This is a genomic window from Luteolibacter luteus, assembly GCF_012913485.1.
Taxonomy (GTDB): Bacteria; Verrucomicrobiota; Verrucomicrobiia; order Verrucomicrobiales; family Akkermansiaceae; genus Haloferula; species Haloferula lutea.
This window is the reverse complement of record NZ_CP051774.1, coordinates 4315425-4329778: the sequence shown is the minus strand read 5'-3', so window position 1 is coordinate 4329778 and position 14354 is coordinate 4315425. Positions and strand designations below refer to the sequence as shown.

The 14354-nt window shown below is 59.7% G+C and carries 12 protein-coding genes; 11 read left to right on the top strand and 1 reads right to left on the bottom strand.

The genetic code is table 11. The features are described 5' to 3' along the window. From HHL09_RS17860 to HHL09_RS26770, 11 genes are all read left to right on the top strand, one after another. Nucleotides 1–669: a MotA/TolQ/ExbB proton channel family protein gene (locus HHL09_RS17860; protein ID WP_169455993.1), complete on the top strand. Its 669-nt coding sequence runs from the start codon at nucleotides 1–3 to the stop codon at nucleotides 667–669. Between the two features lie 6 nt (nucleotides 670–675). Continuing rightward, nucleotides 676–1101, top strand: coding sequence for an ExbD/TolR family protein (locus HHL09_RS17855; RefSeq protein WP_169455992.1), 426 nt, complete (start codon nucleotides 676–678; stop codon nucleotides 1099–1101). Next, complete coding sequence (locus HHL09_RS17850; RefSeq protein ID WP_169455991.1) at nucleotides 1098–1562, top strand: hypothetical protein; 465 nt, start codon at nucleotides 1098–1100, stop codon at nucleotides 1560–1562. Before HHL09_RS17855 ends, HHL09_RS17850 begins: the two co-directional genes overlap by 4 nt. A 797-nt stretch (nucleotides 1563–2359) precedes the next feature. Beyond that, the gene (locus HHL09_RS17845) at nucleotides 2360–5269 is read left to right on the top strand and encodes a tetratricopeptide repeat protein (RefSeq protein WP_169455990.1); all 2910 of its coding nucleotides are present in this window, start codon (nucleotides 2360–2362) and stop codon (nucleotides 5267–5269) included. A 12-nt stretch (nucleotides 5270–5281) separates the two neighbouring features. Continuing rightward, nucleotides 5282–6145, top strand: a complete 864-nt coding sequence (locus HHL09_RS17840; protein ID WP_169455989.1) for a hypothetical protein — start codon at nucleotides 5282–5284, stop codon at nucleotides 6143–6145. A gap of 56 nt (nucleotides 6146–6201) precedes the next feature. Continuing rightward, nucleotides 6202–6984: a MotA/TolQ/ExbB proton channel family protein gene (locus HHL09_RS17835; RefSeq protein WP_169455988.1), complete on the top strand. Its 783-nt coding sequence runs from the start codon at nucleotides 6202–6204 to the stop codon at nucleotides 6982–6984. Nucleotides 6985–7034: 50 nt separating this feature from the next. Continuing rightward, the gene (locus HHL09_RS17830; RefSeq protein WP_169455987.1) at nucleotides 7035–7469 is read left to right on the top strand and encodes an ExbD/TolR family protein; all 435 of its coding nucleotides are present in this window, start codon (nucleotides 7035–7037) and stop codon (nucleotides 7467–7469) included. Nucleotides 7470–7476: 7 nt separating this feature from the next. Further along, nucleotides 7477–7935: an ExbD/TolR family protein gene (locus HHL09_RS17825; protein WP_169455986.1), complete on the top strand. Its 459-nt coding sequence runs from the start codon at nucleotides 7477–7479 to the stop codon at nucleotides 7933–7935. A 288-nt stretch (nucleotides 7936–8223) separates the two neighbouring features. Continuing rightward, complete coding sequence (locus HHL09_RS17820; protein ID WP_169455985.1) at nucleotides 8224–9861, top strand: prenyltransferase/squalene oxidase repeat-containing protein; 1638 nt, start codon at nucleotides 8224–8226, stop codon at nucleotides 9859–9861. A gap of 200 nt (nucleotides 9862–10061) precedes the next feature. Continuing rightward, entirely contained in the window at nucleotides 10062–11414 is a 1353-nt protein-coding gene (locus tag HHL09_RS26420; RefSeq protein WP_205760877.1) for a hypothetical protein, read from the top strand. 225 nt (nucleotides 11415–11639) lie between these two features. After that, nucleotides 11640–11810 (top strand): SEC-C metal-binding domain-containing protein, encoded by a 171-nt coding sequence (locus HHL09_RS26770; RefSeq protein ID WP_205760876.1) that lies wholly within the window; start codon nucleotides 11640–11642, stop codon nucleotides 11808–11810. A gap of 455 nt (nucleotides 11811–12265) precedes the next feature. Here the strand turns inward: HHL09_RS26770 and HHL09_RS17805 are convergent, their stop codons facing one another. Then, nucleotides 12266–14275, bottom strand: a complete 2010-nt coding sequence (locus tag HHL09_RS17805; protein ID WP_169455984.1) for a glycoside hydrolase family 20 protein — start codon at nucleotides 14273–14275, stop codon at nucleotides 12266–12268. Nucleotides 14276–14354: the final 79 nt, after the last annotated feature.

Below are 14354 nucleotides of genomic sequence, written 5' to 3'. Positions count from 1 at the left end.
ATGGTCCTCGCCAACGTTGTCGTAAAGTATTTCCATGAAGGGGGCTGGATCATGTGGCCCGTGGCCGCCACCTTCTTCCTTGCCGTTTGTGTCCTCTTGGAGCGCACCATCTGGTGGGTCGCTTGGAAAAAGTCCCTACGCCCCGATGCCCAGGAACAAGCCCGTGAGGCTCTGGGGACTGGCAATTTCAACGCAGCCTGGCAGCTCGGGGAGCAGAACAAGGATCCCTTCCTTGTGAATCTCAACGAAGGCATGTCCCACGCGCACACATCCATGCTGGCGGCGATGCACATTCATGCCACCCACTGGATCGAAAAATCCGAAGCCCGGATGTGGGTGCTTGGCACCATCATCACCCTCGCCCCCCTGCTCGGCCTGCTTGGCACCGTGGTCGGCCTGATGGGCTCCTTTGCATCCCTTGGCGATGAACAGCTCGGCGTGACAAAGGTGACCGGCGGCATCGCCGAAGCCCTCATCGCTACCGCCTGCGGCTTGGCCATCGCGATCGGCTGCCTGCTTCCCTACAATTATTTCCGCAAGCGGGTGTCCACCCTGCGCGGCGCCTTTGAGCGCTGGATCAACCATGCCGAACTGCTGGCTCAATCGGCCAAAGCTCACGGTCACGATCTGGAAGTCTTCGCGAACGACCGCCATCTCAACAAGCGCTGATCCGGCATGCCGATCAAACTCCAGAGTAGCGGTGGCGACGACCATGAGGAGGACGCACGGATCGAGATCGTGCCCCTGATCGACATCATGTTCTTCCTTCTCGCCAGCTTCATGATGGTGAGCCTGAGCATGACCCAGATCAACCGGGTCAACATCAAGCTGCCGGTGGCTGCCGCCTCCGAGCAAACCCAGAAGGCTCCTCCGATCCATCTCGCGATCGATAGCCACGGGGTGATCACTTGGGACGCAAAAATCGTGACCCCCACCGAGATCACGGATCGACTGATTTCCCTGCCGGTAACCCCGGACACCAAGGTCCTGATCGCTGCCGATACCAGTTGTAACATGGGCCAGGCCATGGCCGTCCTCGATGCCGTGAAGGCTGCGAAGGTCGACAAGGCTGCCTTTGAAACCAAAGCACCCGCCCAGTGACCGCCGCCCGACTGCTGCCGATCATCAATGCCGTGGGCTGCGCCGTTCTGGTCGCCTTCATTCTCGTCCAGTGGGTCGGTGGCACCGCCCTCAGCAAGAAGCTGCACGAGCTGGAGACCAAGCTGATCCAAGAGGAGAACACCCGGACCAGCTTGGAATTCGACAAGAAGAAGCTCCAGGCGGACGTCGATGGCTTGAAGATTTCGATCGATTCGATCCGCAAGGAATCCGAGGAGAACACCAAGGATCTGGAAGAGAAATCCAAGGAAGTGGAGGCACTCAACGCCAACATCGTGGACGCCCAGACCAAGGTGAAAGAGTGGGAAGAGGCTCTGAAGGCCCGTGACGAAGCGATCGCGGACCGAGACACCAAGATTAAGCAGTTGAATGAGAGCTTGGTCTCTACCCGCAATCGTCTCAACGAGGCGGTGGAGCAACTGAAGAAGGCGGGGGCCCGCTGAGCCGCTCAGATCGGCTCGTGGGATCCGGGTGCGCGGCGAGGCCGGTCGCACCGAGGGAAACATGATCGCGTAATGGCCGCTCGCACAAGAGCGGCCATCATCGTCCTATCGCTAGCTTCATTTTTCGGAGGCCGACCCCGAAATGGTGCCAGCTTAGCCGATCGGGATACGCCACCTCGGCAAACCCGCGAGCGAGAGCATCCTCCCGAACTCCATGACAGTTGTGGATCACCCCCTCGCAAAGCCGCTGGCACCCCGGGCGCCTAGCAGCCGGTCAGCTTTCAATTGCCGCGACGGCGGGCTTTCCTTTCCGCCACGCAGCGGCAGGAAGCAGAGATGACCAAGCCTCCCGATCGCCCCGGAAACCGGCTGCCCGCCCCGATTTCAGCTCCTCCCGGCAAGTCCCCCCTTCCGTGTCCCCTCAAAAAAAACTTTCCACGGAGAAAGGATCATCCGCCAATCTCCGTGTTGGCAGGCTGCCTCAAAAATTCACCCGCGTCGGGACCACCCGCGAAAAAAACCACCCCAAAATCCTCAGGCCCGATTCCAGTCCGGATCGGAGCCGCTCCTATAAACCCGTTTGACACGAAGGTTCGAAGGCTTACCCCCTTCTCATACCCCTTGAGGCTGATGACGCACTTCACCGGACACCGCTCCACGGTGTCTTTACAGGGTGTATCGAAAGGCGGCAAAGCCTTGTACCAAGCCGGTTCCACGGCCCTTCGAATCCCTCAAATGCTCCCGAACTCCCGCTTGACAAGGGGGGAGGGAGCGAAAGAATTTCTTTCCCCATGCGAATGGAAAAACTCACCGTCCCCCGTCATTTGCTGAGCGCCTTCCTGCTATCGGCGTCACCCGTTTGGGTGATGGCCCAGGAGCCAGCACCCGCCCCGGCGGGACAGACGGTAGCCCCGGCTGTCCTCAACAAGCTGTTCGAAGACGCCGAAGCTGCCTTCGCTAGCAAAGATTACGCGACCGCCGCCGCCAAAATCGACGAATTGCTGAAAGCCCTCGGCAACAAGAAGGAAGCTTCTTCGGAAATGCTTCATTTCAATCTCGGTCTGGCACACCTGCTGGCCGAGAACTACGAGGCGGCGGAGAAAGCCTTTACAGACTGCATCGTTAAATTCCCGAACGGCGAGTACACCTCCCGTTGCTATCTGGGTGTCGGCACCGCGGCCATCAAGCAAGGCGGCGAGGAAAAGCAGAACCGGGCTACCGAAGCGCTGCGAAAGGCAGCCCTCGACCCGAAGTACCGCACCCAGGCAGGCCTCCTGCTCGGCCAGCTTTACACGGACACCAACAAGCACGAGGAAGCACTGAAGGTCTTCCGCAGCCTGATGGGCTCGGACATCCAGACTCCGGAGCAGACCCAGGCCGCCGTGGAAGTGATCGGCCTGCTGGCCGACACCGGACAGCTCGCCGACCTCATCGCCTACCTTGATCGGATCATCAACCAGCCGGGCATCCGCGATGCCATCGCTTGGTATTCGAACCAAGTGATCGTGAAGGGCGATGAACTTGTGGGAGCCGAAAACTACGAGGCCGCCCTCGCCATTTATCGCTCGATCCCGCCGCGCGCGCAGATTCTGCAGATCCAGGCCGCTACGCTGGCAGCAAAGAAGCAGGAACTCGGAAAGCTGGAGAACCTCGCCAAGGCGGAAGAGAAAAAGCCGCTCGGCCAGCGCTCAAACGTCGGCGAGCGCCTCAACCAGACCCAATCCTCCATCAAGCTCACCGAGGAAGCCATCGCCGCGATCGAGAAGCTCACTGACCTCGACGCCGCCCTGCTGATGCGCCGCGGGCGCTGTTTCTACTACCTCGACCGGAACGAAGAAGCTCTCCTTTGCTTCCGCACGCTGCGCGAGAAGTATCCGACCGCCAAGGATGCACAATCGGCCGCCTATGCCGAAATCGTGATCTACAACGGCCTGAAGGACACCGATAAGATCCAGACGCTGGCAAACGAGTTCCTCACGAAGTATCCGGACGCTCCGAACGTCGAACAGGTAGCTACCCTCGCTGGCGAAGTGCTGGTGCAGACGGGCAAGTGGGACCAGGTGCTGAAGTACTATCAGGACCTTGAAAAGCGCTTCCCGAACTCTCCCTCGCTGGACCGCTTCGTTTTCTTCCAAGGTGTGGCGCTCTTCCAGAGCGGGGACTTCCAAGGCTCCGCCGCCCACTTCGAGAACTTCATCAAGACCTATCCGGACAACCGGATGGTGGAGGACGCCGTCTATCGCATCGCGATGGCCTACTTCCTCACCAACAACTACGAGAAGACGCTCTTCTGGTGCCGCGATTACCTGAACAAGTATCCGGACGGGCGCTACGCGGGCGACATGCTTTACCGTCTGGCCTTCGTTGATTTCAACGACAAGACGGAGGACCAGTCCCAGAACATCATCAAGAGCCTGGGCGATTACCTTGAAAAGAAGCCGGACGATGCAGCCGCGGGTTCCATGTACTGCCTGATGGCGGACACATGGAAGAAGATGAAATCGAACGACCCCGCGACGGCCAAGACTTACGAGGACAACGCGCTGGCCAACTACATCAAGGCCGTCTGGAGCGACAGCCCGGACGACGTGATCCAGTACGCCCTGGAAACGGCCACCACCATCCTTCAGGGCCGCAAGGACTGGGACGGACTGGCGAAGCTTCACGAGGAGTTCCTCTCCAAGCGCCCGAATCACCAGATGGCGATGATCTCTGCGACTTGGGTCGCGAAGGCCATGGCCCGTCAGGGCAAGGAAGCCGAAGGTGCCGAGATCCTTTCCAAGACGCTCTCGAAGAGCATCGCGGACCCGTCGAAGGAGCAGGTGGAATTCCTCATTGATGAGATCGTGAAGAGCCTGACCCCACGCCGCCGTCCGAAGGACCTCGACGTGAAGGCCCTTGAGCAGCAGCTCGTGGACATGCTGGACAAGGCCGCGGAGGGCAAGGAGAACCAAACTACCTATGCCCGGATCTACTATGCGCGAGCCCGCATGATGATGATCCTGAAGGAAACGCAGACCGCCAACGACTACCTGCGTAACCTCGCGATGAACACCGACGTGAAGGCCGCCGACCTGAGCCCGACGCTCTTGGCCCTCTGCGCGGACATCCTCATGAAGTCCGGCGATTTGGATCGCGCGGAAGAGAACTTCAAACGCCTCGCGGAGCGCTACAAGGACTCGCCCTTCTCGGACGCCGGCCCGGTGGGCTTGGGCCAGATCGCCCTGCTTCGCAAGCAGCCGGACCAAGCCCTGGCCATCTTCAAGGATGCCTTGGAAAACAACAATGGCACCTCGCGCTTCAAGGAAGCGACCCTCGGCAAGCTGGAGGCAATGTATGACCTCGGCCAGAACAAGGAAGTCGTGGAGCTGGCGGACAAGATCATCAAGGACCGCTCCTTCAAGGGTGGCCCGGCCGTTCCAAAGGCCTACATCATCTGGGCCGATACCGAGCGCAAGATCGCCAAGGACCAGCCGCCAAGCGAAAGCATCGCGACCCTGAAGGCCGCCTACGCCCGCTACGAGAGGGTCTGGCGCGCCTACCAGCGCGAGACCGACCTCTTCGCCCGCTCCTTGTGGGGGAGTTATGAAGTCGCCAAGGATCTTGGCAACAACGAGCTGGAACAGCAGTGCCTGAAGGCACTCGCGGAGAATCCGAAGCTGCAAAACACTGAAGAAGCCAAGAAGGCGAAAACCCTCGTCCGATAAACACCCCGGCCCATGAAAAACCTTTCCTCGACCGGCTGGTCCGGCGCCTTGGCCTTCGCTCTCGTTTCTTTCATCGGTGGCAGCTTGCAAGCGCAGGACGCCCCCAAAGTCGAAAATCCGAAGATCGTTTTCTCCAACGGACGCGGCATCACCGTGGACGCCCTCGCTGTCGAGGGTGGCAAGTTCGTGCTGAAGAAGGATTCCGATGGTGTGGCCGCCGGCCAATCCTTCGCCCTGAACTCGGCCAGCCATGTTTCCGGCGAAAAACCGGCAGCAATCAATCAGGCCATCGCTTTGGTCCTGGAGGAGAAGCCGAAAGAGGCATTGGCCCTTCTTGAACCCATCCTCGCGAGCCAGAAGGCCTCTGCCAGCGTGCCCGGCAACTACTGGGTGGAAGCGGCCCGCGCCGCGCTCTATGCGAACTCGTTGTACAACGAGCCCGCCAAGGCGGAGACTCTTGGCAAGGAAATCTCCGACGCGACCCCGCAACAGGGTAACGACCCTTCCATCCGCCTCGGCAAGGCGATGGCACTGGGCAAGGGCGTGAAATCCACCGACCGCATCGGTGCCTTTGGCGACCTTGTGTCAGAGGATCTCCCGGCTGAGATCAGCGCCGTGGCATCCTTCTGCCGTGCCAAGCTACTTCAACAATACGAGCGTCCTGACGAGGCGTTCCAAGCCTACCTGACCGTGGGCTGCCTCTACCCGACGGGAGGCATCATCGTTACCAGTGCTTCCGAATTGCGCGCAGCCCAGATTCTCAGCGGGAAGAACCGCCGGGAAGAAGCCGTGGCTCTCCTGACCTCCGCCGAGCGCGGTGCCAAGGGAACAAGCATCGGCGACGAAGCCGCGAAGCTTTTGGAAAGCATGAAGTAAGACCCCGCCCTCACCGCCTCTCGACCCAAAAACCTCTTAAATCGACAAACTCGCTAATGAAAAAGACCATCCAGGCAGCCACCGCTGTCGCCGCCCTGCTCGTCCCCATGGCCGTATCCGCTGCGGAAGCTGCCCATGCTCCCGGCGAAAAGAAAACGCTGATCGACACCTACATCGAAGGTGGCTGGGTCATGCACGTCCTGCTCGTCTGCTCGATCGCGATGGTCTGGCTCATTATTGACATCTGGATGCGGACGAACCGTCCGAAGATGACGCCTCCGGAGGACGTCACCACCGCCCAGGAGCTTTTCCGCGCCGGTGACTACGTGGGTGCCTATCAGGCGATGAAGGCGGGTATCAGCCCCTTCGCCGAAGTGGTGCGCGCCGGTCTGGGTTCCGTCGGTCACGGCAAGGATGCCACCGAAGAGGCCCTCTACTCCACCGTCGACAAGATCAACTCCACTCTTCAGACTCGCATTAACTACCTTTCGGTTATCGGTGTGTGTGCTCCGATGATCGGTCTGCTCGGCACCGTGGGTGGTATGAAGGGTGCCTTCGGTAGCCTTGGTTCCACCGGTCTCTCCGGTGGTGTGGGCGAACTTGCCGGCCACATCGGTGAGGTGCTTGTGGCTACTGCCACGGGTCTTCTCGTCGCCATTCCGGCCTTCGCCGCCTTCTACTTCCTGCGCAACAAGCTGCAGGGTGCCATCCACCACCTCCAGGAAACCTCCGAGCGCCTGTTCCGCAACGCGCCTTACGAGTATCTCCAGAACACGGACGTGGGTCAGGAAGAAACCTACGCCGCGCTGCCGAACTGGATCGACGCCCCGGAAGGCTGATCCAGGTCTACGCCCATTCTTAAAAAACAACCCTTTAACAAACTGATCCCATGGCCGGTGGAGGTGGAGGAGGAGACGGGGAACCGGAGTTCCAGATCGCTCCGATGATCGACGTGTTGCTCGTGCTGCTCGTGTTCTTCGTCATGATCACCTCGGCTGAGGTGCTCAAGGTCGACAAAGCCCTCACGCTTCCCGTTTCGCCGAATGCGAAGAAGCGGGAGCCGGAAATGGCCAAGCACGAGTATGCCGTGAACCTCCGCTTCGACGCGGGGACCAACAAGGGTATCCTGGTCGTGGACGACAAGGTCTACACCGATTGGCAGGAGCTCGTGCCGGTTCTTCAGGAAAACAAGAAGCGCGATGAAAAGCTCCGCGTCGTGGTGCGTGGCGACAAGGATGTCCCTGCGGGCGAGATCCAGCGCGCCATGAACCTGATCGGTGAAGCCGGGATCGCCGACATCGCCTTCGCATCCTCGAACAAGTGACACTGCCATGAAAAAGAAACGCAGTCACCGGCGGAAGCATTCCTCCGAGGTCAACCTGGGCTTCCAGATCGCGCCGATGATCGACGTGGTGTTCGTGATCCTTCTCTTCTTCATCGTCCAGGCTGGCGATATCCAGGTCGAGAATTCCCACGTCACCCAGCTCCCGGGCAGTGTCGAGTCCGAGACGGCGGTCGAGCTTCCTGACGAAGTCTCGATCGTGGTGGAAGACGACGGCCAGATCTACATGAACGAGGAGCCGATGGACGAGCCGGGGTCGAAAGACTTGCCCCAGCTCGCCAGCACCCTCAATGGCCTCCGCGAAGCCTCGGAAGCCACCAAAACCAAGGTCCTCGTGACCATCTACGCAAACGAACTGGCGAAGTACGAGCGCGTGGTGGATGTTCTGGATGCCCTCACCCGGGCCCAGATCAGCAACGTAACCTTCCAAGCCGGCGCGCCGGAATAGCCCGCTTCCTGAAGCGACTTTCGTCACATGGGCTGGTAGGATCCAAGGGAAACCCAAAAGCCACCAGCCCATGAAGCCTTCTGTAGAGACTCAGAAGAGCTAGAGGCACCATCTAGCCCTAGCTCTGAGAAAAGCAGGAGTTACCGCCAGCACTCCGGAATAAGGCGGATCACCACTCCTCCCCCCTTCAATCCCTTTCCAAGAAATCCCGCCGCTCCTGCGTTCCAAGCGTGAAGAGCCGGCAAAATCCGGTTAGGATCCGGAAAACTTCAAAACCCATTCCCAGCCATGAACGACGACGAATCGTTTGAATATTACCAGAGCGAGGAAGGCGAGCACGCCCACGCCCATACCATCTTCGAAAAGAAGAAGCTGAGCCTCTGGAAACGGATCGGCGGCGGTGCCCTCTCGATCGCGATCCTTTTCCACGTGGCCCTGCTGGTCCTCGGAGCGTTCTGGGTGTTCCAGATCATCCAGGAACCGAAGAAGAACGTGGACTTCATGCCCTCCGGCGGCGGCGGCGGCGGTGGCGGCGAGCGCGGCATGCAGTATGACGTGCAGCAGAAAAAGCGCGCCCAGATCACGCCCTCGACAAACGTGAAGCGCGTCTTCGCGGAGGGGGCTACCTCGAATTTCGCGATCCCGGATCCGGGCGACAATTTCGGCGAAATGTCCTCCCTGAGCTCCCTGAGCGGTGGCGGCATGTCCGGCGGCCTCGGTGGTGCTGGTGATGGCAGCGGCTTTGGCAAGGGCAGCGGCGGCGGTCGCGGCGATGGCAATGGCTTCGGTTTTGGCGGTGCGGGTGCAGGCAAGCTTTTCGGCCTGATCCCCGAGTCCATGCGCAAGCGTTGCTCGAAGGAGGACCGCCTCCTGCGTCTCTCTGAAAACGGCGGCACCCCGCAGTGCGAGGAAGCCGTGGTGAAGGCGCTTCAATGGCTAAAGTCCAAGCAGAATCCCGACGGCTCTTGGGGTGGCAACAATCAGACGGCGATGACCGGCCTCGCGCTGCTGGCCTACTTCGGCCACTGCGAGACCCCGGTCTCCGAGGAATACGGTGAGTCCTGCATGAAGGGCATCGTCTATCTGGTAAATCTTGGCGTGAAGACCGAGGGCAAGATGTCCGAGAACCTCGGGGACAAGCATTGGAGCTACGAGCATGGCATCGCCACCTACGCGCTGGGCGAAGCCGCCACCTTCTGCAAGGACCTCAAGATCGATGTCCCGAACCTGATGGAAGTCACCCAGAAGGCGGGCCAATACATCATCGACAACCAGCACAAGAGCGGCGGCTGGGACTATTCCTACGACACCGAAGGCGATCGCGGCGGCGACGTTTCGATCGCTGGCTGGCAGATTCAGGCGCTCAAGGCCTGCACTCACTCCGGCATCAAGTTCCGCGGCATGAACGGCTCGATCAACCGCGGTCTGGAATATCTCGTGAAGTGCCAGGCTGATGACGGTGGCTTCGGCTACAGCAACAAGGACGCCTCGGGAGGCCTAGACTACCACACGCTCACCGGCGTGGGCATGCTCTGCCACCAGATGTGGGGCAAGGGCGGTCGCTCCGAAGTCCGTAAGGCCGGCGACTACATTCTGGAGAAGACCAAGTTCGAGTACAACGGCAAGTTCTGCGACCTTTACGGTCACTATTATGAGTCCCAAGCAATGATGCAGCAGGGCGGCGAGGCTTGGAAGAAATACAACAAGCTCTTCCGTGATCAGCTGCTGGAAAACCAGGAAACCGACGGTTCTTGGAAGGTGCCGGGTGGTGGTCAGCAAATCCGCGCCGTGGCCGCCCGCTACGCGGACAACAATGAGGACGGTCGCCTTTACCGCACCACCCTCTGCACGTTGATGCTGGAGGTTTACTACCGCTTCCTCAGCACGGACAGCGGTGGCGGAGCCGTCAAGAAGCGCGGCATCTAATTCACCGTAACGAAACGGAACAAGATATCTCAAGGAACCCCGGTCGCGATGACCGGGGTTCTTTTTTGCTCCCGAAAGGTGCCGAGACACTGGCATCCCGTGGAGCTTTTTGACCTATGAAATACGTTTTTGTGAAGATTCCGCGACAATAGGCCTAAGGGTTTGGGAAGTCCTGCGTTTGTCCCCTCGGAACGCACCCGATGAATCAAGAAGAAGAAGATTTCACCTACGAAGGCGAGCAACCGACGACCGTAATCTATGAGAAGGCCAAGCTGTCTTTCTGGAGAAGGCTTGGCGGCGGGTCGCTATCGATCTCCATCATCCTCCACGCCATCCTGCTGGCCATCGGGGTGGTTTGGGTATTCCAGATCATTCCTCCGGAGCCCAAAAAGGCGGTGGACTTCATGCCCGCAAGCGGCGGCGGCGGAAGCCCGGATTCCCAGAGCCAGACGCAGCAAAAGAAGCGCGCCAACATGATGCGCCAGAATATGCCGCGCGTGGTAGCCCAGGATGTCGCGAGCGAATTCACGCTGCCCGAACCGGAAGCCATGACAGAGATGGCTTCAATGGGTGAGATCGGCTCGGGCGGCATGGCAGGAGGTCTCGGCGGCTCCGGCAGCGGTGGCGGCAAGGGCGATGGAACAGGCCAAGGATTCGGCTCGGGTTCCGGCATGGGCCTGACTCCCGGCGGTACCGGTCTGGTCAATCCCTTCGGGATGATCAACCCGAACGAGAACGCGCTTGAAGGCACCTTCTACGATCTCAAGCAGACGAACAAAAAGAAGCAGTCCGAGGTCACGACCGAGAACATTCGCGACATCATCAAGGAATTCACCAATCGGGGGTGGAGGGAGAGCGTCCTGAAGGACTACTATCAGGCTTCCCAGAAGCTCTATCAGACCAAGATCTACATCCCGATCATGGCCGCGGAAGGCGCACCTGCCGCATTCAATTGCGAGAAGGAAGTGCAGCCGAGGCTATGGGTGGTAGTCTATCGCGGCATGGTGACCCCGCCCCGCAGCGGGAAGTTCCGCTTCGTGGGAGCGGGCGACGACGTGCTCGTGGTCCGCTTCAACGGCAAGCATGTCTTCGACCACGGCTTCACCTCCGGTACCACAGGAGTTCACCTCTCCGGCAAAGGCATCCAGGTGCTCAAGGAAGAAGTCGAGGACGACAACATGCTCGCCAAGCTGAAGGAGGGTGACTACCCGGTGAAGCTCCCGGTAAAGTTCTACGAATATGACACCACCCGCAACTGGAACGGTGCGATCGGCGGACTCGCGGTCGGCAAGGAATTCGAGGTGGAAGCCGGCAAGAAATACCCGATCGAGATTCTGATCAGCGAAATCCCCGGCGGTCTTTTCTGCGCTTCTCTTCTCATCGAGGAAATCGGCCAGAAGTATGAGTCGAGCCCGAGCGGATCCCCCATCTTTCCGCTCTTCCGCCTGGACGGTGGCCTGCCGGAACCCACCAATGCGGACAACGCGCCGCCCTACGACCCCAAGGGCCCCGTTTGGAAGCGCGTTCAGGGCCGCGGCAAAGTGGAGTTCTAAGGAACCTCAGGTCGATCTTTCCATTCTGGAGAAGGGCGGGCAGCGATGCCCGCCCTTTTCTTTTCCGGAGAGCAGGCTCGACAGCTCCGAAACAGGAAGATCAGGCTCTCCGCCGCAACAAAACAAAGGAGGTTGCCATGACGACACCAAAACCAAATCAAGACGACTGCTGCTTTCTATGAACGCAGCAGCAAGCGCCGTAAGGGCTTCCCATCCGAAACGCGCGTGAAGCGCGGTCACCGGGTGGTCAACGGAGACAAGGAACTCAGTGAAAAGCTCGGCCGGAATGATCCGTGTCCCTGCGGTTCCAGTTCCAAATTTCAAGAACTGTTGCATGCGCACCGGCGACTACGATGGTGCGCTGCGGGACCACTACTTTTAGGGAGTGATTCTTGATTCACCGGGGTGTCGGCACCGATGCGCGGACACCCCTTTTTGCATGATCGACGAACAAACTCCTTCCGATTTTATCGCCGCCAAGAGCATACGGATCTCCTAGTAGATCGCAGGAGATGCTGGATTTCATCAGGGAAGCGGTCGGGCCCTTCGGAGCAACCTTCGCGCTATTCCTCATTGCCCCGGGGGATCATTGCGATGTTGCGCGAGGGTTGGGGCGACAAAGATTCCAGAAGCACCAGCAGCGAACACGCATCGTCACAAGGACTCATCCGGCTCGCCATGCTGCCTCTCGCATCCCTTCTCGTTGCCTGCTTGCTTTTCAAGCCAGCACTTCTCGCTGGCCACTGGCCTAGCATCGCGGGGTTTACGCTCGGAGCCGCCTTGGCAATCTTGACCTTGGGGAAGGCTGCACTGCTTCCAAAGAAGTAAGCTCGCCCGATGGGCAGACTGGTTTATTCCACCTCGATCTCGTGGATGATCAACCAATTCTCCTGGGGCTTCGTCACGCGAATGCGCAGGCTGGTGGTTGCCGGCGGAAGAGGGCCTTCGGCGATGCCCTCCTTGAAAGAAGCAACCTCGGCCCACTTGCTACCATCCGATGAGGCTTCCAGAACACCTTCCCCAAGCTTGTCCCCATTCCGACTGGCCTTGCCGCCCGTGATGACCCGCGCCTTGCCGGAGACTGCAGCACGAAGCGTGAGCGTAAGGTGGTCGCCCGCCTTCAAGGACCGGTCAGCCCAGAAGAAGGTGTCGGGCTTGCCATCGTAAGCCAGTTCCGCCCAGTGCTCTTGATAGCTCTCGAGCGAAGTCTCGACCGTGCTGCCATCCTTTGTCTGGGGCTTCGGCGGATCGAACGGCTCGGCCCGCTTCACCTTGGCGGCATCATAGTGTTTCAAGACACCATCCAAGCGGGCACGGAAGTCATCGTAGTTCTTTCGTTCCACCGGTGTCCAGGCGATCTCGGCCAGAGCTGAGATCCGGGGAAAGGCCATGTATTCCACCTTGTCCCAATCCTTCATATACTCCGTCCAGAGCTGGGCCTGCACTCCGAGGACATGTCGGGCTTCCTCGGCGGTCAGCGCCTTGGGAACCGGGTCGTAGGAGTAGACCTTGGAGATGGGGAGGAAGCCTCCGATTGCCTCGAACTGCTTGCCCTTGGCCGTCTCATCGGCAGCCGGAGCTTGATAGTGGTCGAAGTAAAGATGGCTATTGGAGGCCATCACCACGTCGTGGCCCTCCTTGGCAGAAGCAATTCCCCCGGCCTCACCTCGCCACGACATCACGGTGGCATTCGGAGACAGGCCGCCTTCGCGGATCTCATCCCAGCCGACAAGCTTGCGGCCCTTCTTCTCCAGCATCGTTTCCACGCGCTTGATGAAGTAGCTCTGCACATCGTGCCCATCCTTCATCTTCTCCTTCTTCATCAACTCCTTCACGCGTGGGGATGACTCCCATTGGTCCTTGGGTGCCTCATCCCCGCCGATGTGGATGTATTGCGAGGGGAAGAGCTCGCAGAGCTCGGTCAGGACGTCATCCACAAAACGGAAGGTTTCCTCGGTGGGAGCCAGCGTGTAAGGATGCACACCCCAACGGGTCTGCACCTTGGGGGCGTAGCCGGAGATGTCCGAGTTGCCCAGTTCTGGATAGGCTGCGATCGCCGCGGCCATGTGTCCGGGCATGTCGATTTCCGGCACGATGGTGATCTGGCGGGCTGCCGCGTAGGCCACCACGTCCTTGATTTGTTCCTGCGTATAGAAACCACCGTAGCGCTGGCCGTCGTCGGCATAGCGGTTGCCATAGGGCGGCGAGGAATCGCGGAAGCCCCCAATCTCCGTGAGCTTCGGGTACTTCTTGATCTCGATCCGCCAGCCTTGGTCCTCCGTCAGGTGCCAATGGAAGGTGTTCATCTTGTGAAAGGCGAGCCAATCGATGAAGCCCTTGATGTCATCCACGGGAAAGTAATGGCGCCCGACATCCAAATGCATCCCGCGCCAGCCAAAGCGCGGCTCATCGGTGATGGAGACAGCAGGAATCGGCACGCCCTTCGTCGTGGCCCATACCTCGGCGCCCGACGCGGGCATCATCTGAATAATACTACGCGTGCCGTACCATGCACCCGCCACATCCTTGCCTGTTACCAACACGCCTTTCGGAGTGACCTCCAGCTTGTAGCCGCCTGACTTCAGCGGAAGGGAGTCATCGAGGTCCAAGCGGATCTCGGAAGGCAGCATGATGCGGAGTTCTTCCCGAACCAGCTTCACCTCGTGCTGTGAACGAGCCTTCAAGTCATCCGCGAAGAGCTTGGCGACCGGTTCCAGATCCTTATCGAAACGGATGCCGGTCTCGTCTCCAAACTTGAAGCTCCCTTCGCCCGTCTTCATCTCCTTCGGCAAGGGAATGATGGTCGGCTCCGCAGAGGCGACAGCGGACAGCAGAGCGGTGGCAATCAGGGCTTTACGCATGGTCGCACTTCAACGGATCGCCGCAGCGGGAACAATCGCGAAAATGCGAAGGGTATATGGGAATTTGGGAGGAATCGAG